Origin of the sequence: Thermobifida fusca NBRC 14071 = JCM 3263, assembly GCF_001592045.1 — a bacterium.
Lineage (GTDB): Bacteria > Actinomycetota > Actinomycetes > Streptosporangiales > Streptosporangiaceae > Thermobifida > Thermobifida fusca.
The window spans coordinates 101,331-127,386 of the sequence record NZ_BCWB01000038.1 but is presented as its reverse complement, the minus strand read 5'-3'; the positions used below and the strand labels follow the sequence as shown (position 1 = coordinate 127,386).

Annotated in this window: 21 protein-coding genes; 10 read left to right on the top strand and 11 right to left on the bottom strand. The window is 68.2% G+C overall.

Translation table 11 applies throughout. The features are described 5' to 3' along the window. Together TF1_RS09215 and TF1_RS09210 are read right to left on the bottom strand one after the other, a co-directional pair. Positions 1 to 2,495: methylmalonyl-CoA mutase family protein (locus TF1_RS09215; RefSeq protein WP_061783818.1), on the bottom strand; the 2,495-nt coding region annotated here is incomplete at its 3' end. A 142-nt stretch (positions 2,496 to 2,637) separates the two neighbouring features. Beyond that, complete coding sequence (locus tag TF1_RS09210; protein WP_255266160.1) at positions 2,638 to 3,612, bottom strand: hypothetical protein; 975 nt, start codon at positions 3,610 to 3,612, stop codon at positions 2,638 to 2,640. Between the two features lie 281 nt (positions 3,613 to 3,893). Here TF1_RS09210 and TF1_RS09205 point away from each other — a divergent pair, with 281 nt between their 5' ends. Beyond that, a complete protein-coding gene (locus TF1_RS09205; RefSeq protein ID WP_011293236.1) occupies positions 3,894 to 5,189 on the top strand; it encodes an FUSC family protein in 1,296 nt (431 codons plus the stop codon). Between the two features lie 9 nt (positions 5,190 to 5,198). Then, positions 5,199 to 6,248: a glucose 1-dehydrogenase gene (locus TF1_RS09200; protein WP_016189320.1), complete on the top strand. Its 1,050-nt coding sequence runs from the start codon at positions 5,199 to 5,201 to the stop codon at positions 6,246 to 6,248. A 5-nt stretch (positions 6,249 to 6,253) separates the two neighbouring features. Here the strand turns inward: TF1_RS09200 and TF1_RS09195 are convergent, their stop codons facing one another. The 3 genes from TF1_RS09195 to TF1_RS09185 all read right to left on the bottom strand — a co-directional run bounded on the left by TF1_RS09195 (position 6,254) and on the right by TF1_RS09185 (position 9,178). Further along, positions 6,254 to 7,135, bottom strand: a complete 882-nt coding sequence (locus tag TF1_RS09195; protein WP_016189321.1) for an alpha/beta fold hydrolase — start codon at positions 7,133 to 7,135, stop codon at positions 6,254 to 6,256. Between the two features lie 26 nt (positions 7,136 to 7,161). Then, positions 7,162 to 7,830, bottom strand: coding sequence for a TetR/AcrR family transcriptional regulator (locus TF1_RS09190; protein WP_061783816.1), 669 nt, complete (start codon positions 7,828 to 7,830; stop codon positions 7,162 to 7,164). A 109-nt stretch (positions 7,831 to 7,939) separates the two neighbouring features. After that, positions 7,940 to 9,178, bottom strand: a complete 1,239-nt coding sequence (locus tag TF1_RS09185) for a phospholipase D-like domain-containing protein (RefSeq protein WP_011293240.1) — start codon at positions 9,176 to 9,178, stop codon at positions 7,940 to 7,942. A 253-nt stretch (positions 9,179 to 9,431) separates the two neighbouring features. Between TF1_RS09185 and TF1_RS09180 the strand changes: the two genes are divergently transcribed. The 4 genes from TF1_RS09180 to TF1_RS09165 all read left to right on the top strand — a co-directional run bounded on the left by TF1_RS09180 (position 9,432) and on the right by TF1_RS09165 (position 15,420). Continuing rightward, complete coding sequence (locus TF1_RS09180) at positions 9,432 to 10,538, top strand: SPFH domain-containing protein (protein WP_016189323.1); 1,107 nt, start codon at positions 9,432 to 9,434, stop codon at positions 10,536 to 10,538. A gap of 87 nt (positions 10,539 to 10,625) precedes the next feature. Then, positions 10,626 to 11,717 carry a hypothetical protein gene (locus TF1_RS09175; protein WP_174522688.1) on the top strand — a complete coding sequence of 364 codons (1,092 nt, stop codon included), beginning with the start codon at positions 10,626 to 10,628 and terminating at the stop codon, positions 11,715 to 11,717. A 185-nt stretch (positions 11,718 to 11,902) separates the two neighbouring features. Continuing rightward, complete coding sequence (locus tag TF1_RS09170; protein WP_011293243.1) at positions 11,903 to 12,523, top strand: peptidylprolyl isomerase; 621 nt, start codon at positions 11,903 to 11,905, stop codon at positions 12,521 to 12,523. Positions 12,524 to 12,828: 305 nt separating this feature from the next. Next, the gene (locus TF1_RS09165; protein WP_011293244.1) at positions 12,829 to 15,420 is read left to right on the top strand and encodes a cation-translocating P-type ATPase; all 2,592 of its coding nucleotides are present in this window, start codon (positions 12,829 to 12,831) and stop codon (positions 15,418 to 15,420) included. A 57-nt stretch (positions 15,421 to 15,477) separates the two neighbouring features. Here TF1_RS09165 and metX read toward each other — a convergent pair whose 3' ends face one another. The 3 genes from metX to TF1_RS09150 form a co-directional block, all read right to left on the bottom strand. Next, complete coding sequence (gene metX / locus TF1_RS09160; protein ID WP_061783814.1) at positions 15,478 to 16,617, bottom strand: homoserine O-acetyltransferase MetX; 1,140 nt, start codon at positions 16,615 to 16,617, stop codon at positions 15,478 to 15,480. After that, entirely contained in the window at positions 16,614 to 17,945 is a 1,332-nt protein-coding gene (locus TF1_RS09155; RefSeq protein ID WP_011293246.1) for a bifunctional o-acetylhomoserine/o-acetylserine sulfhydrylase, read from the bottom strand. Before TF1_RS09155 ends, metX begins: the two co-directional genes overlap by 4 nt. 449 nt (positions 17,946 to 18,394) lie before the next feature. Continuing rightward, on the bottom strand, positions 18,395 to 19,564 hold the full coding sequence (locus TF1_RS09150) for an IS701 family transposase (RefSeq protein ID WP_255266159.1): 1,170 nt from the start codon (positions 19,562 to 19,564) through the stop codon (positions 18,395 to 18,397). A 351-nt stretch (positions 19,565 to 19,915) separates the two neighbouring features. Between TF1_RS09150 and TF1_RS09145 the strand changes: the two genes are divergently transcribed. After that, positions 19,916 to 20,809 carry a LysR family transcriptional regulator gene (locus tag TF1_RS09145; RefSeq protein WP_016189327.1) on the top strand — a complete coding sequence of 298 codons (894 nt, stop codon included), beginning with the start codon at positions 19,916 to 19,918 and terminating at the stop codon, positions 20,807 to 20,809. 51 nt (positions 20,810 to 20,860) lie between these two features. Here TF1_RS09145 and TF1_RS09140 read toward each other — a convergent pair whose 3' ends face one another. Beyond that, a complete protein-coding gene (locus TF1_RS09140) occupies positions 20,861 to 21,544 on the bottom strand; it encodes a type 1 glutamine amidotransferase domain-containing protein (RefSeq protein WP_011293249.1) in 684 nt (227 codons plus the stop codon). A gap of 310 nt (positions 21,545 to 21,854) precedes the next feature. Here TF1_RS09140 and TF1_RS09135 point away from each other — a divergent pair, with 310 nt between their 5' ends. The 3 genes from TF1_RS09135 (at position 21,855) to TF1_RS09125 (ending at position 23,983) form a co-directional block, all read left to right on the top strand. Continuing rightward, a complete protein-coding gene (locus tag TF1_RS09135; protein ID WP_011293250.1) occupies positions 21,855 to 22,622 on the top strand; it encodes a cupin domain-containing protein in 768 nt (255 codons plus the stop codon). A 28-nt stretch (positions 22,623 to 22,650) separates the two neighbouring features. Then, complete coding sequence (locus tag TF1_RS09130; protein ID WP_011293251.1) at positions 22,651 to 23,190, top strand: type 1 glutamine amidotransferase domain-containing protein; 540 nt, start codon at positions 22,651 to 22,653, stop codon at positions 23,188 to 23,190. Positions 23,191 to 23,260: 70 nt separating this feature from the next. Then, entirely contained in the window at positions 23,261 to 23,983 is a 723-nt protein-coding gene (locus tag TF1_RS09125) for an HAD family hydrolase (protein ID WP_227480939.1), read from the top strand. A 49-nt stretch (positions 23,984 to 24,032) separates the two neighbouring features. On the opposite strand, the gene TF1_RS09120 is transcribed toward TF1_RS09125, so the two are convergent. Beyond that, the gene (locus TF1_RS09120) at positions 24,033 to 24,596 is read right to left on the bottom strand and encodes a TetR/AcrR family transcriptional regulator (protein ID WP_011293253.1); all 564 of its coding nucleotides are present in this window, start codon (positions 24,594 to 24,596) and stop codon (positions 24,033 to 24,035) included. Next, positions 24,577 to 26,034 (bottom strand): MFS transporter, encoded by a 1,458-nt coding sequence (locus tag TF1_RS09115; RefSeq protein WP_061783812.1) that lies wholly within the window; start codon positions 26,032 to 26,034, stop codon positions 24,577 to 24,579. The genes TF1_RS09120 and TF1_RS09115 overlap by 20 nt, the downstream gene beginning before the upstream one ends. Positions 26,035 to 26,056 lie beyond the last annotated feature (22 nt).

Genomic DNA, 26,056 nt, shown 5'->3' with positions numbered 1-26,056 from the left:
GCGATCGCCCAGATGCGGCGCGCCACCCGCCCCAGTACCGAGTACTCGGGGTCCATGCCGTTGGAGAAGAAGAACGACAGGTTGGGCGCGAAGTCGTCGATGTGCATGCCCCGCGCCAGGTAGGCCTCCACGTAGGTGAAGCCGTTGGCGAGGGTGAACGCGAGCTGGGTGATCGGGTTCGCCCCGGCTTCGGCGATGTGGTAGCCGGAGATGGACACCGAGTAGAAGTTGCGGACCTGGTTGGCGATGAACCATTCCTGGATGTCGGCCATCATCCGCAGCGAGAATTCGGTGGAGAACAGGCACGTGTTCTGTCCCTGGTCCTCTTTGAGGATGTCGGCCTGCACTGTGCCGCGCACCGACCGCAGCGCGTTGGCACGGATCTCCGCGGCTTCCTGCTCGTCGGGGTCCCGGCCGTGCTTGTCCCGGAACGCGTCGAGCTGCTGGTCGATGACCGTGTTGAGGAAGAACGCCAGCACGGTGGGGGCCGGCCCGTTGATGGTCATCGACACCGACGTGGTGGGCGCGGCCAGGTCGAACCCGGCGTACAGCTCCTTCATGTCGTCGAGCGTGGCCACGGAGACGCCGGAGGTGCCGATCTTGCCGTAGATGTCGGGTCGGGGATCCGGGTCGCGGCCGTACAGGGTGACGGAGTCGAACGCGGTGGAGAGCCGGGTCGCGGGCTGGCCTTCGGACAGGAGTTTGAAGCGCCGGTTGGTGCGGAACGGGTCGCCTTCCCCCGCGAACATGCGGGCGGGTTCTTCGTCGTCCCGTTTGAACGGGAAGACGCCCGCGGTGAAGGGGAAGAAGCCGGGAAGGTTCTCCCGCCGCAGGAAGGACACGAGTTCCCCGTGGTCGGTGTAGCGGGGCAGGGCGACGCGGGGGATCTTCGTGCCTGCCAGGGACTCGCGGTGGAGCCGGGTGCGGATCTCGCGGTCGCGTACTTTGATGACCTGCTCGTCACCGGAGTAGGAGGCCACCACGTTCGGCCAGTTCGCGAGCTGCTCGGCGACGTCCTCGGGGACTTCTTTGCGGGCTTTGGCGAGCAGTTCGTCGACGGCGCTGGTGTCGTGTCCCGCCGCGGCGAGGTCGCGGGCGGTTTCTTCGAGCCGTTGGACTCGGCGGACCGCGGAGACAAGCCGCCGGGTCTCCGCGTGGTAGGCGCGGACGGTGTCGGCGATTTCGGAGAGGTAGCGGACCCGGTGGGGCGGCACCACCTGGGTGATGCCGGTGGAGTGGCGGACGTCGACGCGGGGGAGGACGCCTTCGCTGACGGGCAGGCCCCGCTCGGCGAGAAGGTCGCGCAGGTGCTGGTAGAGCGCGGTGACCCCGTCGTCGTTGAAGGTGGCGGCGGAGGTGCCGAACACCGGCATGTCTTCGGGTTTGATGCCGAACGCTTCCCGGTTGCGGATCAACTGGCGGCGCACGTCGCGCAGGGCGTCGTGGGCGCCGCGCCGCTCGAACTTGTTGATCGCCACCACGTCGGCGAAGTCGAGCATGTCGATTTTTTCGAGCTGGGAGGCGGCGCCGAACTCGGGGGTCATCACGTACAGGGACACGTCCGAGTACGGCACGATCGCCGCGTCGCCCTGCCCGATGCCCGGGGTTTCCACGATGATCAGGTCGAATCCGGCGGCTTTGACGACGGTGAGGATGTCGTCGATGTGTTCGGGGAGCTCGCGGCTGCCTCGGGTGGCCAGGGAGCGGTAGAAGATGTGGTCGCTGTCGATGGAGTTCATGCGGATGCGGTCGCCGAGCAGCGCCCCGCCGCCGCGGCGGCGCGTGGGGTCGATCGCGATCACCGCAATCCGCAGTTTGTTCTGCTGGTCGAAGCGGAAGCGGCGCACCAGCTCGTCGGTGAGGGAGGACTTCCCGGAGCCGCCTGTGCCGGTGATGCCGAGGACCGGCGGGGCGGAGGCAGCTGAGCGCAGCCAGGACCGCTCTTCGTCGGTGAGGCGGCCGAGTTCCGCTCCGGTGATGGCGCGGGCGAGGGCGAGCCGGTCTCCGGCGACGACGGCTTCCAGGTCGGCCCGGCGGTGCTCCCACAGGTCGTAGTCGCATTCGCGGATGAGGGTGTTGATCATCCCGGCGAGGCCGAGGCGCTGGCCGTCTTCGGGGGAGAAGATGGTCACCCCGGATTCGCGGAGCCGGGCGATCTCCTGGGGGACGATGACGCCTCCCCCACCGCCGTACACCTTGATGTGGTCGGCGTGCTGTTCTCGGAGCAGTTCGACCAGGTATTTGAAGTATTCGACGTGTCCGCCCTGGTAGGAGCTGACCGCGATTCCTTGGACGTCTTCTTCGAGGGCGGCGTCTACGACCTCACGCACCGACCGGTTGTGTCCCAGGTGGATGACTTCGGCTCCCTGCGATTGCAGGATGCGGCGCATGATGTTGATCGCCGCGTCGTGCCCGTCGAACAGGCTGGACGCGGTGACGAACCGCACGGGGTGGGTCGGACGGTGTAGTGCCCCTGGCGTGGCCTTGTCGCTCATCTGGGACCTCCCGGAGCGAGAAGCGAAATAGTAGGACTACCAACTAAATAGTAGGTCATCCAACTTTTTCCGTCTCAAGCGACTCGCTTTTTCCCCGGGACACGCTCTCCTGCGCTGCCCCTGGAGAGGCGCAGCACCCCCTCTACCGCCACGAATCCCAGGGGTTCCACGGCGGGAGCGACGACCGCTCACCACTGCGGAGCAGGTGCACCGGCACCATTGCTACCAGCACCATCAGGCACGCGGCCAGGAATGACACCCCGTCAGCGAACCGCACAGCAGCCGCCAGCCAGCCCCCGCAGCCGGCCCAAACCCCAAGCCACCCGAGCGTGAAGAGCATCTGTGCGGCGATCGCCTGCAGCCCGCGCTCCCCCTTCAGCCGGAACGTCATCGAGGTGTGGGCGATCACGGCAAGCGCCAGCACCCCCTGCCCCACCGAGGAGAACTCCATCTCCACCCCGTCCAGCAGGGCCACCGCGGCGCCAAGCCCGCCCAGGAAGAAAGCCCGGCTCAACAGCAGGTGGCCGAGCGGCTTCCAGGAGAACGAGGCCACCCGGGACAGCACGTCACTGCACAGCCGGTAGACGAGGTATCCGACCGCGACAGCCAGTACGGGGGTCCCCAGACCGGTGCCCAGGCGGGCCCCCGCCCACGCCTCGGACAGCCATCCCCCTAGCCACAGGCTGACGGGAAAGCCGACCGCGAGCACCGGCACGACGAGGACCGCCGTGAAGATCGCGTACCGCCAGCGCGCCAGCTCGAAGAGCTCTCTTGACAGGGCTACGCGGAGCGCATTCTCCTGCTGGGCACGGAGTTCAGCCTGGGCAACCGCCGTAGTGACCAGGTCCGCAGGCGAACCCGTAGCGGGCAGCACCATGGTGAAGGCGTCCCTTGTGCCCGCCCACATCCCCGGCGCGGCAGTCTCCCGCAACGCTCGGGCCCGGATATAGGCGCGGATCACGCCGATGGGGACCAGAACGAAGACCCCGACCACCGCCGTGAAGACCGCCGTCGCCACCAGGGGACGTTCTCCCAGCGACACCCCTGGGACCAGCTCCGCCGCACCCCACACCCCCACGGCCAGGGAGAGTCCATTGCGTACCACACTGCCCGCCATCCCGCTGCCCCTCTGTGCTCGCCCGTCCGCTGCAGAACGCCGCCCCTGCGCTAAGGCGTTCCCTTGACCAGAAGAACAACTCCGCATGACCCAGAGTTGGCCTGTTGCGGCCACCGCAGACGGCTGCTCCGATCGCGCGCCCTCCCGGATTCCGTCCACCCCGTCCGAAAAAACCGCAAATAAGTACATTCCTCGCGAAGTTCCGGGTACCGAAAGGCGCATGACCGTTCCCACACACCTCTACGGCGGCCGCTCCCCAGCCACACCGGGGTGACGGCGGCATGCGGCGGCTCGTCAATGCCCTGATGCACGCCGGACAGCGGTGGCTGACGTCCGAACTCCCCGCTGTCCGGGACCGCCTGACTGAAAACTTCTGGCCGATCGTGCACGCCGTGGTCGCGGGAACTGTGGCGTGGCTGCTCGCCAAAAACCTCACCGCCACCCGCATGCCGTTCTTCGCCCCCATCGCCGCAGTCATCGCGCTCAACGCCTCCGCCAGCGAACGGGGCGCCAACGCCGTCCGCCTCCTGCTCGGCGTCGTCATCGGCATCCTGGTCGGCGAACTGACCATCGCCCTGCTCGGCACCGGCTACCGGGCACTAGCCTTTGCCATCGGCCTAGCCATGGCGCTCGCCATCGTCGTCAACTTCGCCCGCCTGGTCATCGGCCAAGCCGCGGTCAGCGCCATGCTGATCGTGACGTTCGCTGAAGAAGCGAGCCTGCACCGGCTCGCCGACGCGCTGATCGGCGCAGGAGTCGCGCTCATCATCAGCCAACTCCTGTTCCCCGTGCGGGTGGTCGCCATCCTGCGCCGCGCAGAAGCCAACGCGCTCGCGGAAATGGCGCGGATGCTCGACGACACCGGACGCGCGTTAGCCCGCGACGACGACTCTTCCACTGAAGAGACCGTCGATCGACTCGGCGGGCTGAGCCAGCCGATCGCCAACCTCACCCAGACCCGGGAGAGCAGTCGGCGCACCGTGCGCAGCTCCAGCATCCGATTAGGCGACCTGGAACCGATCACCCGCGAAGACGAGCACGTCGACCGGCTCATCTACCTGGGGGAAAGCTGCCTGACCTTGGCGCGCACCACGGCGGCGATGAGCACCGAGGAACGGCAGCGCTTCGCCCCCATGGTGCGGGAGATCGCGGAAGCCCTCGACATGCTCGCCAAGGACCTCAACAATCAAGCCACCCGCCAGCGCGCGGTCGACCGGGCGTTGGAAGCTGCGCGCCCGTTCGGTGGCCGCCCCACCGACGACGACCCGCTGACCGTCTCCACCCACCTGGCCGTGATGCTCGTCGCCACCGACATCATGCTGTTCGCCGGTATCGACCCGCAGGAAGTCCGCGGCGTGCTCGAAGAAGACATCGACCGGCCCCGGGTCACCCGGCACACCGCGGTGCCGTGGCTGCCGTGGGTGTCGTGGCGGCCGCAAGTCCCCGTGCAGGAAAGGGTGCAGAAGTGGCGCGCCCGGCTCGCTGAATTCGTCTCCCGGGAAGAAGACCGGCAGGAAGAGGAAGCGGAACGCAGAGAAGCCGAACGCAGGGACCACCAGCAGCGCAACATCCAGTGAGGAAGACGCATGCGTGCTTTGACTGTGGTGCCCACCCAGCCCGGATCGCTGGAGGTCCGGGACCTCGCCGATCCGGTCGCTGGTGCGGGGGAACTACTCGTCGACGGGATCGCGCTGGGGATCTGCGGCACCGACCACGAGATCGTCCACGGCGTCTACGGCTCAGCCCCCGCTGGCACGGACCGCCTCGTGCTGGGGCACGAGTCGCTGGGACGTGTGCGGGAAGCCCCGCCGGACAGCGGTTTCACCCCCGGAGACCTGGTGGTCGGCGTGGTCCGCCGCCCGGACCCGGTCCCCTGCGGGGCGTGCGCCCACGGCTACTTCGACTCGTGCCGCAACGGCCAGTTCACCGAGCGCGGCATCAAGAAACGGCACGGCTACGGATCGGAACAATGGACGGTGGAAGCCGAGTACGCGGTCCGGCTCGACCCGTCCCTGGAGGAGGTCGGCGTCCTGCTGGAGCCCGCCTCGGTGGTCGCGAAAGCGTGGGAGCAGATCGAGCAGATCGGGGAGCGTTCGTGGTTCGTCCCGCAGCGCCTGCTGGTCACCGGTGCCGGACCTATCGGCCTGCTGGCCGCCCTGCTGGGCATGCAGCGCGGCCTTGACGTGCACGTCTTCGACCAGGTGGCGCACGGGGTGAAGCCGGAGCTGGTGGCCGGGCTGGACGCGGCCTACCACACCGGTGATCTCGCGGCTGTTGCTGCCACGGTCAAACCGGATGTGCTCATCGAAACCACAGGGGTGCCCCGGCTCGTCGTGGACGCGCTCACCACCACCGCAGTTTTCGGCATCGTCTGCCTGGTTGGACTGTCGTCCGAGGGGGCATCGATCCCGGTGGACGCGGGGGCGCTCAACCGCACGATCGTGCTCGGCAACCACGCGTTCTTCGGCTCGGTCAACGCCAACCTGCACCACTACGAGCTGGCTGCGCGCGCCCTGTCGTGGGCGGACCTCTCCTGGCTGGCCCGGATGATCACGCGGCGCCTGCCGTTGGCGCGCGCCACAGAGGCGTTCCACGACAGCACCGGGGACGAGGTGAAGGTCGTCATCGACCTGTGAGCCTGCTAGGTGTGCGCGTGGCCCTTCTGGAGGAAGCCGCGGAGAAGGGCGTGGAACTCGTCGGGACGGTCGCGGGGCAGCAGGTGCCCGGCCTCAGCGACCTGCACGAGTTCCGCCCGAGGAATACGCTGGGCGACTTCTTGCACGGTGGCGAGGGAGACCAGGGTGTCCTTGTCGCCTCGCACCACCAGGGTGGGGGCGGTGATGCCGGGCAGCAGCGGGCGCAAGTCGGTGCGCATGCGCCGCCACCCGTAGGAGTGGATCTGCCAGTCGTCCAGGATGAGTTCCCCCGCCGCGTGTGTGGCCCGAGCCTCCGCCTCAGCGAGCGCGGTGATCTCCGCGAAGTCTGGATTGCGGGCGCCGTCGACTAGGGACGCGGCCAGGGTGGCGCGGAGCAGCCTCGGTGCGCGGGCGAACAGTGCCGTGGTGAGCCGCAGCAGGAGCGGGGCGCGCAGCAACAGGTAGGTGGTGCCTTGGGCGACCCGGCGGCCTTCCATCCCGCCGGGGGCGATGAGTACGAGCCGGTCGACCCGCTCCGGGTGGCGGGCGGCGAAACCCGCGGCGATGGCCCCACCCAGGGAGAGGCCGACCACGGTGGCGCGCGGCAGCTCCCAGTGGTCGAGCAGGGTGGCGAGGACTGCTTCCAGTCCTTCCTGGTCGGTGGGCCCATGCCAGGGTCGGCTGCCGCCGTGGCGGGGCAGGTCGGGGGCGAACAGCCGGCAGGTGTCGCGGAGCGCGGCGAGGGTGCGCCCCCAGGTGAGCGGGGCGGTGTCGAGCATGGCCCCGTGGAGCAGCACCACGGCGGGCCCGGAGGTGCCGGCCCGGTAGTAGTGGAGGGGGCCGTGGTCGGTGTGGAGGGTGTGGGCGGTGGCGGCGTCGAAGGGCACGGGTGTCCTCCTTTCCCGCTCGGCGGTCACTGCGGGGTGCCCGGACGTGCGGTGGCGGCCAGGTCGGCGAGGAAGGTGTCGAAGGCGCGCTGCCCGGCGGCGCGGTCGGCGTCCGGTCCGGCTTCGAACCCTTCCGCGAGGAGGGTGCTGAGCGCGTCCAGGGTTTTCTCGAGGGGCGGGGAGACAGCAGAGCCGACCGTCGATTCGATGGTGATGAGGCCGAGGGAGATGATGCCGAGCACGTGGGCGACTGCGGCCGCGTCCAGGTCGGTTCGGATGAGTCCGGCGTCTTGCATCCGGGAGACGAAGTCCACGACCAGGCGCTGGCGGGGGCCGTAGCGTTCGGGGCCGCGCCGCCGCACGATGTCGCCGAGGATCTGGCTGTCGGCGGTGTAGAACGCGCGCATCAGCGGGTCCGCGGCGAGGGCGCGGAGCGCGTGCCGGTAGATCACGGAAAGCCGCGCCCCGTCAGGGTCGTCGCGCACGGCGCGGGCGACGGTTGCGGTCAACTGGTGGACTTGGCGTTCCACGAGCGCGGCAACGACCGCTTCTTTGCTGGGGAACTCCTGGTATATGGCGCCTTTCGCGATTCCTGCCCGCTGCGCGATGTCGCTGACGCTGGTTTTGGCGTAGCCGTAGCGGGCGATCAGTTCAGCTGCCGCGTCCAGGATGCGTGTTGCGCGTTCCGTTCCCATCCCCGTGACCTTATGACCGTTTTAGTACTTTTGGTCACACGCTAGCAGATCTCCCTGGTGAGGCGGGTTCTGGAACCATGCCGTGCCTGGCACACGGGCGAGTTGCGGACTAGAGGAGGGGCCGCCACGGCGCCAGGAGCGCCTCGGCGGCCTTGGCGAGCAGCGGGCGCCGCTGCCACTCCTCCAAGGTGAGCAGACGCGCGTTGGTGAGGTCGTTGGCGAACACCTGCTCCAAACCGGCTGCAACCTTGTCGTCGATGATCTCCACGTTGATCTCGTAGTTGCCGGTGAGACTCAACCGGTCGACGTTCGCGGTACCGACCGTGCTCCACCGGCCGTCGATCGTGGCGGTCTTGGCGTGCATCATGGCATCCCGGTACAGCCACAACCGGACCCCGCCTTTCAGCAGCGGGGTATAACAGCCGCGCGACAGCCAGTCCGCGATGACGTGGTTGGAGCGTTCCGGCACCAGGATGTTCACTTCCACCCCGCGGCGGGCCGCGGCAATGAGCGCCCCCAGGATCTCCCGGTCGGGGATGAAATACGCCTGGGTGATGAGAATCCGCTCCTTGGCCCGGTCGATGGCCTCCAAGTACATGGCCCGCACCGGGTAGATGAGCACCTCCGGCACGTTGCGGTGGGCGCGGATCCGCGGATTCCAATGGTCGGTGCCGACGTCCGCCAACTGCGGCTGGCTGTCCTTCCGGTTGGCGTTCCAAAAATCGGAGAAGGCGTTCTCCAACTCCCACACGGCCGGGCCGACCAGGCGCAGGTGGGTGTCCCGCCACTCGGTGGCGTACAGCTCCCCCACGTTGTATCCGCCGATGAAACCCACCCGGCTGTCCACGGTGAGGATCTTGCGGTGGTCGCGCCCCGACTTGCGCACGTCGAGCAGGAGCACCCCGGGACGGAACGCGGGATAGCGGATGACGTTCACCGTCGGCGGGAAATCGAAGAACCGCCGGGGCACCACCAGGTTGGCGAACCCGTCGTAGATGACGAAAACCTCCACGCCCCGTGCGGCCGCGTCGATAAGCGCCTGTTTGAACTCGGCGCCGACCCGGTCCCCTTTGAGGATGTAGGACTCGAACAGGATGCGGTGCTGCGCGGACCGGATCGCCGCCAGCATGTCCCGGTAGAGGTCCTCCCCGTAGGTGTAGATAGTGACCTCGGTCTCGCCCACCGACACGGTGAGGGGTTTGGTGCGGGGGAACACTGCGCGGTACGGGCGGACCCGTTTGCGCCAGGTGTCGATGGCGACAAGCACGGCAGCCACCGCCAGTTGGGCGGTGAGCACACCGAGGAGAATCCGCCGCAGAACGGTCACCACCGTTTTTCGCCGCACCACTCGTTCCTCTCCTGTTGCGTCCGCACTCGATGCGGACGCAACCTGCGCGCCGTCCACCGCGGTCCACCGCGGCGCCTGTGTCTTTCTGCCGATATGTACCTTCCCACCGCTGCGCTACCCCGCGCTGCCAGGGTACGGTCACGGAACGCAATGGCACCGTTATCGCGTTGACAGCGCCTAAGAACGGTGAAAACCCTGGTTGGTACCGTTGCCGGACCAGCCGGATTGAGCCCTCTACGTGGAAGGACGCAGCGTGGGCCTGTTCGACATGATCCGCGGCGAGTTCATCGACATCATCGAGTGGCTCGATGACAGCCGCGACACGATCGCCTGGCGTTTCCCCCGCCACGACAACGAAATCAAGATGGGCGCCAAGCTCATCGTCCGGGAAGGACAGCTCGCTGTCTTCGTCAACGAGGGGCGGATCGCGGACGTGTTCGCCCCTGGCACCTACACCCTCACCACGCAGAACCTGCCCGTGCTCAGCACGCTCCAAGGGTGGAAGTACGGCTTCAACTCGCCGTTCAAAGCCGAGGTGTACTTCTTCAATACGCGGCAGTTCACTGACTTGAAGTGGGGCACCCAGAACCCGATCATCGTCCGCGACCCCGAGTTCGGCATGGTGCGGCTGCGCGCGTTCGGCGGGTTCGCGCTCCGCGTCGTCGACCCCCCGCTGCTCCTCCAGGAACTGGTGGGCACCGACCCGCAGTTCCGTACCGAGGAAGTCGCGGAACACTTGCGGCAGCGGATCGTCAGCCACCTCGCCCCTGCGCTCGCCAACTCCGGGATGTCGGTGCTCGACATGGCGGCGAACCAGCAGGCGCTCGGAGACCGGCTCGCCCAGGCGCTCAGCGCGGAATTCGCGTCGATCGGGGTGGCCATCCCCCGGTTCATCATCGAGAACATTTCCCTGCCGCCCGAGGTGGAGGCCGCGCTCGACAAGCGCGCCCAGATGGGGATCGTGGGCAACCTCGACCAGTACACCAAGTTCCAGGCCGCTACCGCGATGGAGCGCGCCGCGGACAATCCGGACGGCGCCATGGGCAGCGGCATGGGCATCGGTATGGGAATGGCGATGGGCCAGCAGATGGCTGCCGCATTCCAGCCGGGCGCCCAGCAGTCCGCGGCCCCGGCCGGGCCTCCCCCGCTGCCGCAGGAGCAGTGGTATCTCGCCGTCAACGGCCAGCAGCAAGGCCCGTTCCCCACGGCCGCCCTGCACAGCCACGTCGCGAACGGGACCCTCACCCCGGACACACTCGTGTGGAAGAACGGGATGGCGCAGTGGACCCCGGCCCGCCAGGTTCCGGAACTCGCCCCGTTCTTCACCCCGCAGGGTCCTCCCCCGCTGCCGCCCCAGTAGCGCGGCGTGCCTGGACTTCACCCTGGTGAGGCCTTGCCCCGTCCTCACCTTCGCTGTTTCGCTGTTTGACTGCCGTGAGGCTCTCCCATGTCCCAACCACCGCCCCCTATGCCGCCTGCTTCGCCATCCCCGATCTCGCAGCCCTGCTCGGGGTGTGGCGCCCACCTGGAGTTCGCACCCGGCACGCTCACCCTGGTCTGCCCCTACTGCGGTTTCTCCCAGCAGATCACCGCCCCGGCCCGTCCCGTGCAGGAGTACCCGTTTGAGCAGTTGGTGGCCATGCCCCGCAAACGCGCGGCTGAACTGGCGCCCCACCATCTCGTCTGCTCCCGGTGCGGGGCGCACACCCTGTCCGATGCGCTCTCCTCCCACTGCCAGTTCTGTTCCGCGCCGCTCGTCGTGGACACCAGTGAGGATCCGCAGATCGTCCCCGAAGCAGTGGTGCCTTTCACGGTGGACCGCTCCCAGGCGCGGGAAGCGCTCCGCAAGTGGACGCAGAGCCGCTGGTTCGCCCCCAACGGGCTGAAAAAAGTGGCGGACGCGGAGACGATGAAGAGCACCTACCTGCCGCATTGGACGTTCGACGCGGACACGGTCACCGCCTACCGGGGGCGGCGCGGCGAGTACTACTACGTGACGGTGACCGACAGCGAAGGCCGCCGCCGGGAACGGCGCACCGCCTGGTATCCAGCGTCGGGAACCGTGTCCCGCAGATTCGACGACGTGCTGGTCGTGGCCACCGACCGCGTCCCGGTGAAACGCCTCGACGCGTTGGATCCGTGGCCGCTCGCCCAGGCCCGCCCGTATGCCGCAGAGTTCCTGGCCGGCCACCACACGGTCCGCTACAGCGTGGAACCCGAGCAGGGCCTGGAGATCGCGAAAGGCAAGATGCGCAAGGTCATCGAGCAGGACTGCCGGCGGGATATCGGCGGCGACGAGCAGCGCCTCGACTGGGTGAACACCCAGTATTCGAACGTGGCGGGCAAGCTGGTACTGCTCCCCGTGTGGAGCGGCTCCTACCTGTACAACGGCAAAAGCTGGCAGGTGCTGATCAACGGCTGCACGGGGGAAGTCCAAGGCGACCGCCCATACAGCGCGGTCAAGATCGCATTCGCGGTCCTGGTAGCGCTCATCGTGGTCGCCGCGGTTATCGCCGTGATCCGGATGAACGGAGGGTGACCTGCTGCGGCTGCGCGGGCCAGCCCGGGCCTGGACGTGCCCCGCGCACGTGCCGCACACCGGCCTGGTCCGGGTCGGCCCGTGGTGTCCGATGTGTACCTGTGATGCCCTTGTTCACACACGGTGCATCGGTACCGCTACGCTGTGCCTCCAAGCCACCCTACCCACCCGGAGACACAGCCGCGATGAAGCGTTTCACCCCGACCGTGACCGCACTGGTGTTGAGCAGCGTGCTGCTGGCAACCGCCACGGCCTGCCAGTCCGACTCTGACTCTGGCACGGATTCGGCTTCCGATGTGACGGGGGCGACCCTGCACACCAGCCTCGGCGACATCGAAGTGGTGCTGTTCCCGGACAAAGCCCCAGAGACTGTCGCGAACTTTGTGGGACTGGCGGAGGGCGACAAAGCCACGAACCCGACGACCGGGGACGACCGGTTCTACGACGGCACGATCTTCCACCGGGTCATCAAGGACTTCATGATCCAAGGCGGCGACCCGGAAGGCACCGGCCGCGGCGGCCCCGGCTACACCTTCGACGACGAGATCCACCCTGATCTGATCTTCGACGAGCCCGGCAAGCTCGCCATGGCCAACTCGGGCCCGAACACGAACGGGTCCCAGTTCTTCATCACCACGGTGCCGACCCCGTGGCTGGACGGCATGCACACCATTTTCGGCGAGGTCGCTGACGAGGAGAGCCTCGAAGTGGCCGTGGCGATCTCCCAAGTGCCGACGGATGCCAACGACCGTCCCACCGAGGACGTGGTCTTGGAGTCGGTGACCATCCACCGCGACAACGAGTGATCTTCTCCCAGGCCAGCGGCCCCGGCAGGGCGGTGTCCGCTGGCCTGGGCCTGCCGCGGGTGGGCTGAGCGGTTCCCGCGGCAGCAGGTGCGCACCCCCTTCTCCTTGCCGGTGCACCGGCGCGTCCGACGCTTTTCCTGCCCGGCACGGGCGGAGAAAACCGGATAGCTGCCGTTGATCCGGGTAGTAGGACCCTCCCGCGGCCCACCGCGGGCAGCACCCTGGAGTGTGGTCGGCAGGGAGGTCTGGGATGACACTGCTGGGACACGGTCCCCGACTCGGCGGCCCGGCGGGCAGGCACCGCGATGGTGATGACACGCGAGCCGCAGGCTGACCCCCTGCAAGGGCGGCCGGTTCCCGTCCGCAGCGGCCTCACCGGCCCCGACGCTGCCCGGCGGCTCGGCCACGACGGCCGCAACCTCGTGCCTCCGCCGCAGCGCACCCTGCCTTTCCTGCTGTTGGCGAGCTCGTTCACCCACTCTTTCGCGCTGCTGCTGTGGGCTGCCGCGGCGCTTGCCTTCATCGGCGGCCTGCCGGAAGCGGCCTGGGCTGTGGTCACCGTGATCGTGGTGAGCGGCCTGGTCGGTTTCGTGTTGGACTACTGGTCCGACCGGATCGGGCAGCGGCTTCGCCGCCGCGCGCCCGCCGCCGTGCGCGTCATCCGTGACGGACGGCAGGCCCGAGTCAACGCTGACGAGCTCGTCGTCAACGATGTGGTGCTGCTGCGCGCCGGCGACCGGGTGCCCGCGGACATCCGCCTTACGGAAGTCCACGACTTCGTAGTGGTGGAGGTCGGGGTGACCGGGATGCGGGAAATGCTGCGCTGCGACGAAGGCACCACCGTGTTCGCCGGCACGCACGTGGCCGCGGGGGAAGCCGAAGGGGTAGTGGTCACCACCGGCATGTGGACGCGGCTCGGCCAGGACTCTCCGCTGCTGCGGCACGCCCGCCGCCCGTCCGGGCCGCTGGTGGAGAACCTGCGCGACCTGACGGCGGCCGCCGCGGCAGCCGCCACCGGGACCGCTCTCGTCGTGTTCCTGCTCACCCTGCTGGTGGGAGTTCCGCCCGCGGAAGGGTTTCTGCCCGCGGTCGGCCTGGCAGTGGCGCTGGTACCGCTGGGACTGCGGTCCATCGTCCACTTGTGTCTGGCGTGGGCGGCGCAGCGGATGGCTGACGCGCACGCCCTCGTCCGGCATTCCGCGGCTGTGCAGCAGTTGGGCACGGTCACGTTCCTGTGCATTCCCGCGGCCGGGGTCCTCACCCGGGGCGAGCCTGTGGCCGTGGAAGTGTGGACTCCGGAAGGCACCGTGCAGGTCACCGGTACCGGTTATGCCCCGGAGGGCGCGCTGGTGGGGGACGCGGCCGCGGTGGCTGCCGCCCACGACCTGGCGTTGAGCGCGGCCTTGTGCTCCAGTGACGGCTACTTCTTCACTGACGGCCAGTGGCGGCCCGTGGGGGATCCGGTTGAAGCGGCCTGTCACGTGCTGGCTGCCCGGGCCGGGGTGGATGTTTCGCTCGCCGCGGTGGAGCGCCGCTATCCTTTCGACCCCCACCGCAGGCGGGCTTCCGCGTTCGCGAAAGGATCCGTGCACGTCAAAGGCGCTCCCGACGCGGTGCTGCCGCGCTGCCGGGCTGTGGCGGGCGCCGCGGACGCTTCCGCTGCGATGGCGGACCGCGGGCTGCGCGTGCTGGCGGTCGCGCGCCGCGACCTTGCCGCCCCGCCGGAGCAGGCCGAGGACGCGGAACGCGACCTCACCCTGCTGGGGCTGATCGGGTTGGCGGACCCGCCGCGGTCGGACGCGCGCACCGCGGTGACCCGCTGCCGCAGGTTAGGCATCCGGCTGGCGCTGGTGACCGGGGAGGATCCGCGCACCGCGCTGGCCGTGGCCCGCGCCACCGGGCTGGCTAGGCCGGGCGCCCCGGTCCTCCACGGCGCGGAGCTTCCTGACGACCTGCGGGAGATCGGGGAGCTGTTGGACAGCGACGGGGCTGTCGTCAGCCGGGTCACGCCCGAGGACCGGCGGCGGGTGACAGTCGCTCTCCAGCACCGCGGGTACACGGTGGCGACCACGGCGGGCGGGGCCGCCGACGATGCGGCGCTGCGCCGCGCCGACGTGGGCATAGCCCCGGGGTATGCGGGGGCGGACACGGCGCGGGACTCCGCCGACCTTGTGCTGCTCGACAGCGGCATCGCCACGGTGGCGGCCGCGCTGGGTGCGGGCCGCGCGATCCGCGTCACGCTGCGCCGGGCCCTCACCTACCGGTTGACGGGGGTGGTGGCGATGGCTACCCCTTTCCTGGTCTGGGCGGTGACCGGGGGCGCGGTGCCGCCCGCGTTGACGCTCGGCCAGGTGCTCGCGATCGGGGTGGGCGTGGACCTGCTTCCCGCTCTGGCGTTGGGGGTGGGGCCGCGCGGGTGGCGTGCCCTGCGTGATCCACCGCCGGACGGGGAGTTCTTGGTGGACCGGCGGCTCGCTGTCCGGGTGGGCGGCGTGCTGGGCCCGGTGGAGGCGGTCACGGCACTGTTCACGTTTGGCGTGGTGCTGTGGGTCAACGGCTGGCAGTGGGGGCAGTCGCCTGCGCCGCTGCTGCTCGCCCAGGCTTCCGGGGCGGCGTTCGCCACCATCGTGCTGGGTCAGGTCGCGGCTGCTTTGGCGTGCCGCAGTGAGACCCGGCCGTTTGATGCGGTGCCGTGGCGCAGCGACCCGCTGCCCCGCGGGCTCGGCGCACAGCTTCTCCTGCTGTGGCTGTTCTTCACCGCACCCCCGCTGGCCGGATGGCTGGGGAGCACGGTGCCGCCCGGCTTCGTCTGGCCGGGGGTGGTGTGCGTGGTGCCTGCGCTGCTGGCCGCGGACACGATCCACAAGGTGGTCCGGCCGTCCCAGGCCCCAGGGTGACCGTGCCGCCTTTCCCCGTCTGCTTGTGGTCCGGGTACGGCGGCACGGCCGAGCCGCTTACTGCGCCAGCAGTTCTTTGATGAGGACCGACACTTGGTCGATCTCGGTGAGGAACCCGTCGTGGCCCGAGGCTGATTCGATGACGCGGACTTCGTCGGCCCCGGGAATACCGTCGGCGAGCTCCTGCTGCTGGGCGAGGGGGTACAGGAAGTCGCTGCTCACCCCGGCCACCATGGTGCGGGCGGTGACCCGGCGCAGCGCCTGCGCCACCCCGCCGCGGCCCCGACCCACGTCGTGGGTGTTCATGGCTTGGGTGAGCACGACGTAGCTGCCCGCGTCGAACCGGCGGGCGAGTTTGACCGCGTGGTGGTCCAGGTACGACTCGACAGCGAACCGGCCCCCGGCCATCGGGTCTTCCCCGTCTTGGGGGTTGCGGCCGAACCGTTCGTCGAACTCGGTGGCACCCCGGTAGGTGATGTGCGCGATACGGCGGGCGATTCCCATGCCGGTGACCGGTCCCGGACCGGGACGGTCGTAGTAGTCGCCACCGTGCCAGTACGGATCAGACCGGATGGCGTGCAACTGGGGGGCGGCCCAGGCGATCTGCTGTGCGGAGCTGGCCGCAGGGCTGGCCAGCAGCAGGAGGCGACGCACCCGCTCCGGGTAGGTGGCCGCCCATTCGAGGGCACGCATCCCGCCCATGGACCCGCCGAGGACCGCGGCCCACGAGTGGATGCCGAATTCGCGCAGCAGGGCGAACTCGGCGCGCACCGTGTCGCGGATGGTGATCCTCGGGAACCGGGACCCCCACGGCCTGCCGTCGGGCGCGGTCGACGACGGCCCGGTGCTGCCTTGGCAGCCGCCCAGCACGTTGGGGGCGACCACGAAGTACCGGTCGGTGTCGAGTGCCAGCCCGGGGCCGATGATGCCTTCCCACCAGCCTGGGCTGGGGTGCCCGGGGCCTTCCGGGCCTACGACGTGGCTGTCGCCGGTGAGGGCGTGCAGCACGAGGACCGCGTTGGAGCGGTCCTCGTTGAGACTGCCCCACGTCTCGTAGGCCAGGCGGACCCCGGGAAGTTCACCCCCGGTCTCCAGCTGCAGAGGTTCGGACAGTTCGACCCAGCGCCGGTCGCCCGGAGGGTCCCCTTCCCGCCACGCGCCGGTCGCGGGAAGGGGAGGGGTGGTGTCGTGACTCACTGGTATGCCTTGGCTGCGCGCAGCCCGGCCTCCAAGTCTGCGCGAAGGTCGTCAACGTGTTCCAAGCCCACGGACAGCCGCACGAGGCCGGGAGTGACCCCGCTGGCGAGCTGCTCTTCGGGGGTGAGCTGGCTGTGCGTGGTGCTGGCCGGGTGGACGATGAGGCTGCGCACGTCACCGATGTTGACGAGCTGGCTGAACAGTTCGGTGCCGTCCACGAAGGCGCGTCCGGCCTCGATACCGCCGTGCAGCTCAAAGGAGACGATCGCACCCGCCCCCTTGGGCAGGTACTTCTTTGCAGCCTCGTAGTAGGGGCTGGAAGGCAGGCCCGGGTAGTAGACCTTCGCCACCTCGTCGCGGGATTCCAGCCACTCGGCGAGCGCCTGGGCGTTGGCGACGTGCCGTTCCATGCGCAGCGACAGCGTTTCGATCCCCTGGAGGATCAGGAAGCTGTTGAACGGCGAGATGGCCGCGCCCGTGTCGCGGAGCAGTTGCACCCGCAGCTTGGCAGCGTAGGCACCCGGTCCCAGCGCCTCCCAGTACTTCAGGCCATGGTAGCTGGGGTCGGGTTCGACGAAGCCGGGGAACCGGTCGCCGTGGGCGCCGAAGTCGAAGGTGCCGGCGTCCACCACGATGCCCGCGATCGTGGTGCCGTGGCCGCCGAGGAACTTGGTGGCCGAGTGCACCACGATGTCCGCGCCGTGGTCGATGGGCCGCTGCAGGTAGGGGGTGGGCACGGTGTTGTCGACCATGAGCGGCACACCGACCTCGTGGGCGACGTCCGCCACCGCGCGCACGTCGAGCACGTTGTTCGCCGGGTTGGGCAGGGTTTCCGCGAAGAACAGCTTGGTGTTGTCGCGGGCCGCGGCACGCCACTCGTCGAGGTCGTCCTGGTCTTTGATGAAGGTGACCTCGATGCCGAGCTTGGGCAGGGTGTAGCGGAACAGGTTGTAGGTGCCGCCGTACAGGGACGGGCTGGACACGATGTGGTCACCCGCACCCGCCAGGTTGAGGACGGCAGCGGTGATGGCAGCTGACCCGGACGCGAACGCGACCGCGGCGACCCCGCCTTCCAGAGCCGCGACCCGCTTTTCCAGCACGTCCTGGGTGGGGTTCATGATCCGCGTGTAGATGTTGCCCGGCTCTGCGAGCGAGAACAGGTCGGCCCCGTGCTGCGTGTCCCGGAAGACGTACGACGTGGTCTGGTAGATGGGGGTGGCCCGTGCGTTGGTGGCCGGATCGGGGGCCGCTCCGGCGTGGATCTGCTTGGTTTCGAACGACCACTTGTCGGCCGCGGTGGATTCAGGCGTGGTGTCTTCAGCGGTCATGATGCTCCTGTCAGGACGCAGTGCCACAACGGGAAACAGGCACTGGAAACGGCTGACCCCAGCCAGGATCGGTCGGTGGGAAGGGTGGAATGGTTGGCAGCACGCCGGTATGGCAGACGCAGTGCGGGAGAAGAGCGTCGGTTGATCAGAACATGCAGCGCATGCCGCGACAGAGCATGCTGCTCACACGGGCGTAGTCGATGTGTCGGCGCGAGACCAGCTCAACCATGCTCACGAGGTTAACCGCTGTCTCAGCATCCCGTCCAGGCGTCTCGCACTTTGGACAGAGTGATCTTGCCCTGGAGGCAAGGTCTCCCCGCTGCACGGGTGGCCGGGTGCAGGGCGGCGGGTCGAAGGGCGGGGGTAACGGGTCCGGGTCCGCGGTCAGGCGTTGACCTGCGCGTCCCCGGTCCCGCTGGTGTCGTCCTGTCCGGCTTGGGCAGCCGCGTTTAGTGCACCAGTTGCCCGAGGCGGGCCTCCGTGCGCCGGGTCCACTGCTGGCGCTGCTGCCCGGTACGGGTGAGCACGGCGATGGTGTGCGCCACAGAGACCAGGGTCATGTGGCGGTGCCATCCGGGGAAGGAACGTCCTTCGAAGTCGCGCATGCCGACCCGGCTGCACGTTTCCCTGTCAGCGCGGACCCAGTGGAGGGCCCTGCCGAGTCCCAGGAGCATGGGGATGGGCGTGTCAACCATGTTGGTCAGCCAGATCATCGTGGCTGCCCGGGGGTCGGCGGTCCACTGCGCCGCCATGAGGAGCGGTCCGGTGCGCACGGGTCCGGCGGCCCCGACACGCAGGCCCAGCCCGCACACCGGGGTCCTGGGGGCACCGGATCCGGCGGGGAGCAGTGGCCGGCTCGCCCCCTTGTGCAGTTCAGCGAGCTGCGCGGCGGCCATCAACCGTCCGGATTCGAGGTCGGCGAGCCGGGTGTCTTCCCTGATGCGCAGCAGGAAGGGGACGGAGCTGGCGGCGAGTTTCCCGATGAGCGGCAGCGGGTCGACTTCCCGGGCGTCCATGACCACGGGACGCTGCCGCAGCCCCCACCGGGAGAGTTCTTCGATCGCTTCCCGCAGGCAGTCGCTGCGCGACGGGCAGGCTTTGCCGGGTGTGCCGACTTTGCGGCGGGATTCGCTGCTGGTCCACTTGTCGGGCAGGACCATATGCCATTCCACGGGCACGCTTGCTTTCTCGGAAGCGATCCAGACCCCGAGGACATATTGGCGTTGCACGGTTTTTCCCAATCCGGGGACGAATGTCCTCCGGACTCCGACGGAATGTTCGCCTGCCTTCTGGATGACGAGCGGGTCGACGACCCATGCGACGGGTGCTACCGCATTATCCGCGTACCGGGCGAGTTCTCTTCTTACCTCTTTCCAGTCCCACGTCGAATTGGTAATGAAATGGTGCAGATTCTGCTCTGCGGAAGACATCCCCGCACTGCTGGCGATACTGCGCATGGATTTCCTTCCCGCAGTAGTGAGAAGGCCTTTGACATACACTTCCCCCCATTCACGCTGCCGTCTTCTCCGGAACGGGGAGAAGGCCGTTTCGCAGACGTGTTCTACCAGCTTGTCGGATGGATGACGGACTCTTGCTGCTCTCTGGCTGCTGCCGTTCAAACCCCCTCCTTATCACAGCAGGCCAGCGTTTATTTCCGTGGCAGGTTCCGCTTCTCCCCCACTCCTCACCGCACTGCGGTATACGCCATCGCCAGCGGAACACTGTTCATTACACAGCAAAAGTCGACAAATCGCAAATATAGTGTTATATATAGACAATCACCCTGCGTAGTCGCCGTCGATAGACCCGGAGCAAGAAGGCCTGAAAGGCGACCGTGATATTTCACAACCAAATTTCTACCTGCACAAATATCCCCCGCTCTCGACTACGTTCATAAAACGACGCACTGGCCTTCCGAACGGTTCCCTGAAATAGAAAAATAAAAGGCCGGATCCGGCCACGGAGGAAACGTGAACCTCGAGCTCCTCAGAACGTTCTTGGCCGTCCACCGAGCGGGGTCACTCACCAGGGCAGCCTCCCACCTGGGGATGTCCCAGCCGACAGTGACCGCGCAGATCCGCACCCTTGAGAAGGAACTCGGCCGGCAGCTCTTCATCCGCAGACCCGACGGGGTCCGGCCTACCGGTCCCGCCGACCAGCTTGCCCGGCGCCTGGCCCCGCACCTGGACGCGCTGGAAGCAGTGATCGAAACCGAAGTGCTCCAGCGGGTCCCCTTCGAACAGCCCCTGCATATCGGCGGCCCTACCGAACTGCTTACCGTGCGCGTCCTCCCTGCTCTCGCCGAGCTGGTGGCGGAAGGGCTTCAGTTGCGGACGGTGACCGGCATGCCGGACGAACTCCTCGACGGGCTGCTCGCGGGCCGCCACGACCTCGTCGTGTCGACTGCCCCGCCTCGACGCCGCGGTATCTCCAGCACCCCCCTGATGGACGAGGAGTTCCTGCTCGTCGCCCACCCCGACTGGAAGGACCGGCTCCCTGCCGACGTCGCGGCGGATGCCGGAAAAGCACTGGACAGCGTGCCCGTCGTCGCCTACGCCGAGGAGCTGCCGATCATCCGCCGCTACTGGCTGACCGTGTTCGGACGCCGCCCGCCCATGCGGGCAGCGGTCGTCGTGCCGGACCTGCGCGGCGTCTTGGCGACTGTTGTTGCCGGGGCGGGAATCACAGTCCTCCCCCGCTACCTTGCCGCCAATGCTCTGGAACAGGGCGAGCTGACCGTCCTGCACCAGCCCGAGCTCTCCCCGATCAACACCATCTACCTGGTGGTCCGGGCAGGGTCGCTCGCCCAGCAGCGCATTGCGCTCGTACATCAAAAGCTCCTGACCGAAGCCAGGAGCTGGTGAGAAGGGTGGTTCCGGGCGGGTGGCGTCCCCTCAGCGCCACCCGCCTGCTCGTCAGTCAGCCAGCAGCTTGACGGTCTCCTCGGCCACACCGGAGGCCGAAGCCGGGTTCTGCCCGGTGACCAGGCGCTCGCTGACCACAACGCACGATTCGAACTTCGGCTTCTTCACGTGGATGCCGCCGCGCTCCTCCAGCTTGCTCTGGAGCAGGAACGGCACCACACCCGACAGGTTGACCGCGTCCTCCTCCTCATTGGTGAAGGAGGCGAACTCCTTGCCCTCGACCAGGTAGCGGCCGTCCGACAGTTTGAGGTTGACGAGACCGGCCGGGCCGTGGCACACCGCCGCGACGACGCCGCCGGCCTCGTAGATGTCCCGAGCCAGAGCAGCCAGGTCGGCCGCGTCGGGGAAGTCCCACATGGTGCCGTGGCCGCCGACGAAGTACACCGCCGCGTAGTCGGCCGGGTTGAGGGAGTCGGCGGTCGGCGTGTCGGCCAGCGCCTTCTTCACCTCGGGGTCCTCGAGGAACTCCCTCTGGACCTCGTCTTCGGCGTTGTATCCGGTCGCCGGGGGCTGCCCGCCCTTGACGGAGACGAAGGAGACTTCGTAGCCCGCCTTGCGGAAGACCTCCCAGGGGTGCGCGGCTTCCGGAACGTAGTAGCCGGTGGGCTTTCCGGTGTCGCCGAGGCTGCCGTGGCTGGTGAGCGCGAGCAGCACACGCTTCGGAAGGTTCGGCATCTCTTTCCCTTTCCTCGTCCTCAACGGACTTCCGCGGTCCTACGCCCACCAGACGATAAGCACCCGCTCCCCCGCCGTGCCAATAGATATCTCAAGGGGGGCGGATAGGCATATTAATAGCCCCTCGTTAATGGCATATGGAAAGCCTTCCCTTCCCCGTGCAATAGGACGAGGATCACACTCCCAGAACAGAAAATGACAAAGTCGGAGAAAAACCTTTGCCTCACCCGGAGGACGCGCCCCAAGATTGCACACGGCTGGCGAAAACGCCCGCCAGAACGCCCGTCTCACACCCGGAGGAAATGGGCCTTTGTCTGCTGTACCAATTCTCGAAGAAAACCGGTCCGCAACGTCGCTGCACATCGACGCGGGCCCGGCCGATATTGCCGAATTGAAAAGGCTGACCCGCGGCGGGGCGCGCGCACTCAATGAGCAGTTCGACGACGATTCGCACTTGAACGAGATCATCCCCAAACCGTGGGGGTACGAGTACCGCGCCTACGTCGACGACTTCTTCGACCTGTGGTCGCTGCACATCGACGTATCCCACAGCACGTCGACCCACGCGCACCCGCGCAAGCTCACCTACCTGCTGTGCTTGTCGGGCGAAGGGGTCACTGCAGGGCTCGAGCGGGAGTTCCCGGTGAAGCCTGGGAGCATTGTGCGCATCGCCCCGGGGGCGTTCCACTCCACCCGGAACACCGGGTCGGAAGCGCTGGAACTCATCGAGGTCGAGGTTCCGAGGAACAAATACGACCTGATGCGGTTGCGCGACGACTACAACCGGGCCGGGAAATCGTATGAATCGACGTCGTTGGTGGAGGAGAAGTTTCCTCTGAAACCGACCCGTCGCCTCCCCAACGCAAAAGTCCGCTCCGGATCTCCCGACGGGAAATTCCATTTCGAAATCAGAACCGGAATGGATGTCTTCTACCGGCGCCGCCCAGAAGACATTTTCTACATTCCCCTCTGCGTCTCAGGCGTCGTCTACTCCGATATCCGAATCCTGGCCAATTCTTCCGAAAACAGCCGTCCGGAACCGGACAAGAACTACCTGTGCGTCAGCAGGGCGAACTGACCGGAAGCCACACGAGAGGAGAACAGGAATGTCCCGCAGCGCAGTGATCATCACCGGCCCCGGATTCCAGGACCACGACGTGGTCTACACCTACTACCGCCTGCTCGAAGAGGGCTGGCACGTCGACGTCGCTACCAAGGAGGCCGCGCCCGTCACCGGCAAGTACGGGGTCCCGCTCCCTATGGACAAGACCGCGGCCCCGCTCATCTCCTTCTCCGACCTGGACGTCAACAACTACGACGCGGTGATCCTCACCGGCGGGCACGAGGCTCCCGACCGGGTCCGCCAGGACCAGCAGGTGCTGGCGTTCGTCGCCGCGATGGCTGACGCGGGCAAGGTCGTCGCGGGCCTGTGCCACGGGCCGTGGATCATGGTCAGCGCGGGTGTGCTCAAGGGCCGTCGGGCCTGCGCCTACATCGGGCTGCGGGACGACGTGATCAACGCGGGCGCCGAGGTGGTGGACAGCGACGTCATCGTCGACGGAAACATCATCACCTGCTCCTACTACGCCTACGTGGGCGCGTTCATGCGCGCGGTCTTCGAAACCGTGGAGAAGCTCGACCAGTGACCGGGCTGGGGGCGGCGGTGCCGCCGCCCCTCTCCTCATGTCCGAGCACGGGAGCAGGAAGGAGAGCGCCGTGCTGATTCTCGACTTCGACGGCGTCGTCTGCGACGCGCTCGACGAGTGCGCCCTCGTCACCTGGTTGGGCAAGCCAGGCAACGAACCGGAGGCGACGGGGCAGGCGAGCTTGAAACGGCTTCCCCCGGAGTTCCGCTCCGTGTTCCGCCACGTGCGGGACTATGCGCGGCTCCTTGACCACTTCATGGTGGCGCACCTGCCCGGCGCGTCCACGGTCCGCAGCCAGGCGGAGTTCGACGCGCTGTTCGCGTCGATCCCCGCGGACGAGGTGGCCACCTTCGTGCGGCGCGCTTCGGCAGCACGCGACCTGCTGCGGGAGCGGGACGCCCAGTTCTGGCTGGGCATGCACACCCTGTATCCGGGGATCGCCGAACTGCTGGTCCGCCATGCGGGCCGCACGGCGATCGTCACCGCCAAGGACACCCTTTCGGTTCGGGCGATCCTGGACTTCCACGGCCTGGGGCACACGGTCGCCGCGGTGGTGGGCGAGTGCAGCGACAAGGCCGGGGCGGTCCGGGAGCTGTGCGAGCAGGCCGGGATTCCTCCCTCCGCGGCGGTTTTCATCGACGACAACCTCACCAATGTGCGCCGGGTTGCCGCCACGGGGGCGCGGTCGCTGTGGGCCAGGTGGGGGTATGGCACGCCCGAGCATGCAGCCGAGGCAGCCGCATTGCGGATTCCGGAGATCCGGCTTGCTGACCTCGCCTCTGTGACGGTGTGAGTGTCGGACGGGTCCCGCCCTGCGGACCGCCCCCGCGGGGCGGGATCCCTCATGGTCCGGTGATGAGCTGCTGGATCCCCGGGGCGTACAGGGCCACGATCCGCTCGGTGTCGGGGGTGCGGCCGGTGGCCCGGTAGTGGATGTTGAGGGTGGCGCCCAGGCCGAGCAGGTGGGCGATCACCAGTTCGGCGCGCAGCCGGGCATCGGGGCCGGTGAGGCGGTCCGCCATCGCCTCGGTGACCTGGGTGGTGAAGTATTCCCGCACGACGGCCCGCTCGTCTTGGGCGGAGGTGGAGAACACGACGCGCAGCAGCGGGTCGGCGCCGTTGCGTTCCCGCAGGGAGATGAGGGTGCGGACCATGTGTTCGCCGAGCCGGTCGAGGGGGGCGTCCAGGAGGAGTTCCACGGCTTTCGTGAAGTCCGCTGAGGCGCGCAGCAGTTGCTCTTTGGTGCCGAAATGTTTGATGACGAGGGCGGCGCTGACTCCCGCGTCGGCGGCGATGGAGCGGATTGTGACGTCGGCGTAGGGGTGGAGCGCGAAGGCGCGTCGCGCGGCCAGCAGGATCGCTGGCCGGCTGGATTCTGCGGTGCGCTCACCGTGACTGTGGTTCACCCGTGGCTCCTGGTGCGGACGGTTGGGGGTTCTTCTGTATACCGGAACGGCGTTCGCGGACGGGAAGCGTGACCACGAGGGCCGCCACCGCGAAGCAGGCCGCGAGGAAGAAAGTGGTGAGGTAGGCCTCGAAGGTGGGTGCGGTGCCGCCGGTGGTTTCCATGGTCATGCTGCCGAAGACCGCGGCGACGACGGCGCTGCACACCGCTTGTCCCACGGCGCGCATGAGGACGTTGACGCCGTTGGCGGCACCGGTCTGTTCCCGGGGCACGTGCTGCATGAGCAGGGCGGGCAGCGTGGAGTAGGGGAAGGCGGTGCCGAGGCCCACGATCGTGGCTCCCACGATGATGGTGACGAGGTGCTCGCTGGTGAACAGCCGCAGCAGGTAGCCGACGGCCATGAGGACGAGGCCGAACATGACCGTGGTTTTGGGGCCGCGGACGGCGGCGATGCGGGCTGCGATCGGCGCGAACAGCAGCATGGTCAGCGAGGCGGGGAGCATGCACAGGCCTCCCACGATCACGGAGTATCCCAGCCCGTAGCCGGTTTCCGGGGGTTCTTGCACGAGCTGGGAGGTGACGAGGGAGTTGACGAAGAAGGAGAACCCGACGAGCAGGGTGGCGAGGTTGCTCAACAGGACGCCGCGGTTGGCCATGCTGCGGAGTTCCACGACGGGTGAGGGGATGCGCGTCTCGTAGTAGGCCCAGCCGACGCCGACGAGGAGGGCCGCGGCGAAGAGGCCGAGCACGAGCGGGGAGGTCCACCCCCATTCGCTGCCGCGGGAGACGGCGACGAGGAAGCAGACGAGGACGACGGTGAGGCCGAGGGTGCCCACGGCGTCGAAGCGTCCGCCGAGCCGGGTGCGGGTGCGGGGCACGAATGCGAGCACGAGGAGGAGGGCGACGAGCCCGAATCCGCCGCTCATCCAGAACACGGCATGCCAGTCGGCGTAGCGGGCGATCAGCGAGGTCAGTGGGACGCCGACGGCTGCGCCCACGCCCATGGTGGTGCTCATCAGCCCGGATGAGGAGGCGACCCGTTCCGGGGGGAGCACGTCGCGGAGGATACCGATCCCTAAGGGGACGACGGCGAGCGCGATGCCTTGGAGGGTCCGCCCCACGATGAGGAGCGGGATGTGGGTGCTGAGCGCGGCGAGCAGGGAGCCTGCGACGAGGCTGAGGAGCGCGCCCAGCATGACTTCGCGTCTGCCGTACATGTCGCCGAGGCGGCCGAGGACCGGGGTGGAGACTGCGCCGGCGATGAGGGAGGCGGTGACGACCCAGCTCACGGCTTCGTGAGTGGTGTTGAACGCGGTGATGAGGGTGGGCAGCAGCGGGACGGCGAGGGTTTGCATGACCGCGGTGACCACGCCGGCGAAGGCCATGGCGACGAGGAGGAGGCGGGGGTGGCGTGGGGGATTGGCGGAAGCGTCGGTCACGGGGCTCCCTTCGGCCTCGGTG

What these genes read in the sequence shown, in the direction of transcription:
- TF1_RS09210 (WP_255266160.1), bottom strand. Translation starts at nt 3,612, where the DNA reads ATGGCGGGCAGTGTGGTACGCAATGGACTCTCCCTGGCCGTGGGGGTG.
- TF1_RS09205 (WP_011293236.1), top strand. Translation starts at nt 3,894, where the DNA reads ATGCGGCGGCTCGTCAATGCCCTGATGCACGCCGGACAGCGGTGGCTG.
- TF1_RS09200 (WP_016189320.1), top strand. Translation starts at nt 5,199, where the DNA reads ATGCGTGCTTTGACTGTGGTGCCCACCCAGCCCGGATCGCTGGAGGTC.
- TF1_RS09190 (WP_061783816.1), bottom strand. Translation starts at nt 7,830, where the DNA reads ATGGGAACGGAACGCGCAACACGCATCCTGGACGCGGCAGCTGAACTG.
- TF1_RS09175 (WP_174522688.1), top strand. Translation starts at nt 10,626, where the DNA reads ATGTCCCAACCACCGCCCCCTATGCCGCCTGCTTCGCCATCCCCGATC.
- TF1_RS09170 (WP_011293243.1), top strand. Translation starts at nt 11,903, where the DNA reads ATGAAGCGTTTCACCCCGACCGTGACCGCACTGGTGTTGAGCAGCGTG.
- TF1_RS09165 (WP_011293244.1), top strand. Translation starts at nt 12,829, where the DNA reads ATGGTGATGACACGCGAGCCGCAGGCTGACCCCCTGCAAGGGCGGCCG.
- TF1_RS09155 (WP_011293246.1), bottom strand. Translation starts at nt 17,945, where the DNA reads ATGACCGCTGAAGACACCACGCCTGAATCCACCGCGGCCGACAAGTGG.
- TF1_RS09140 (WP_011293249.1), bottom strand. Translation starts at nt 21,544, where the DNA reads ATGCCGAACCTTCCGAAGCGTGTGCTGCTCGCGCTCACCAGCCACGGC.
- TF1_RS09130 (WP_011293251.1), top strand. Translation starts at nt 22,651, where the DNA reads ATGTCCCGCAGCGCAGTGATCATCACCGGCCCCGGATTCCAGGACCAC.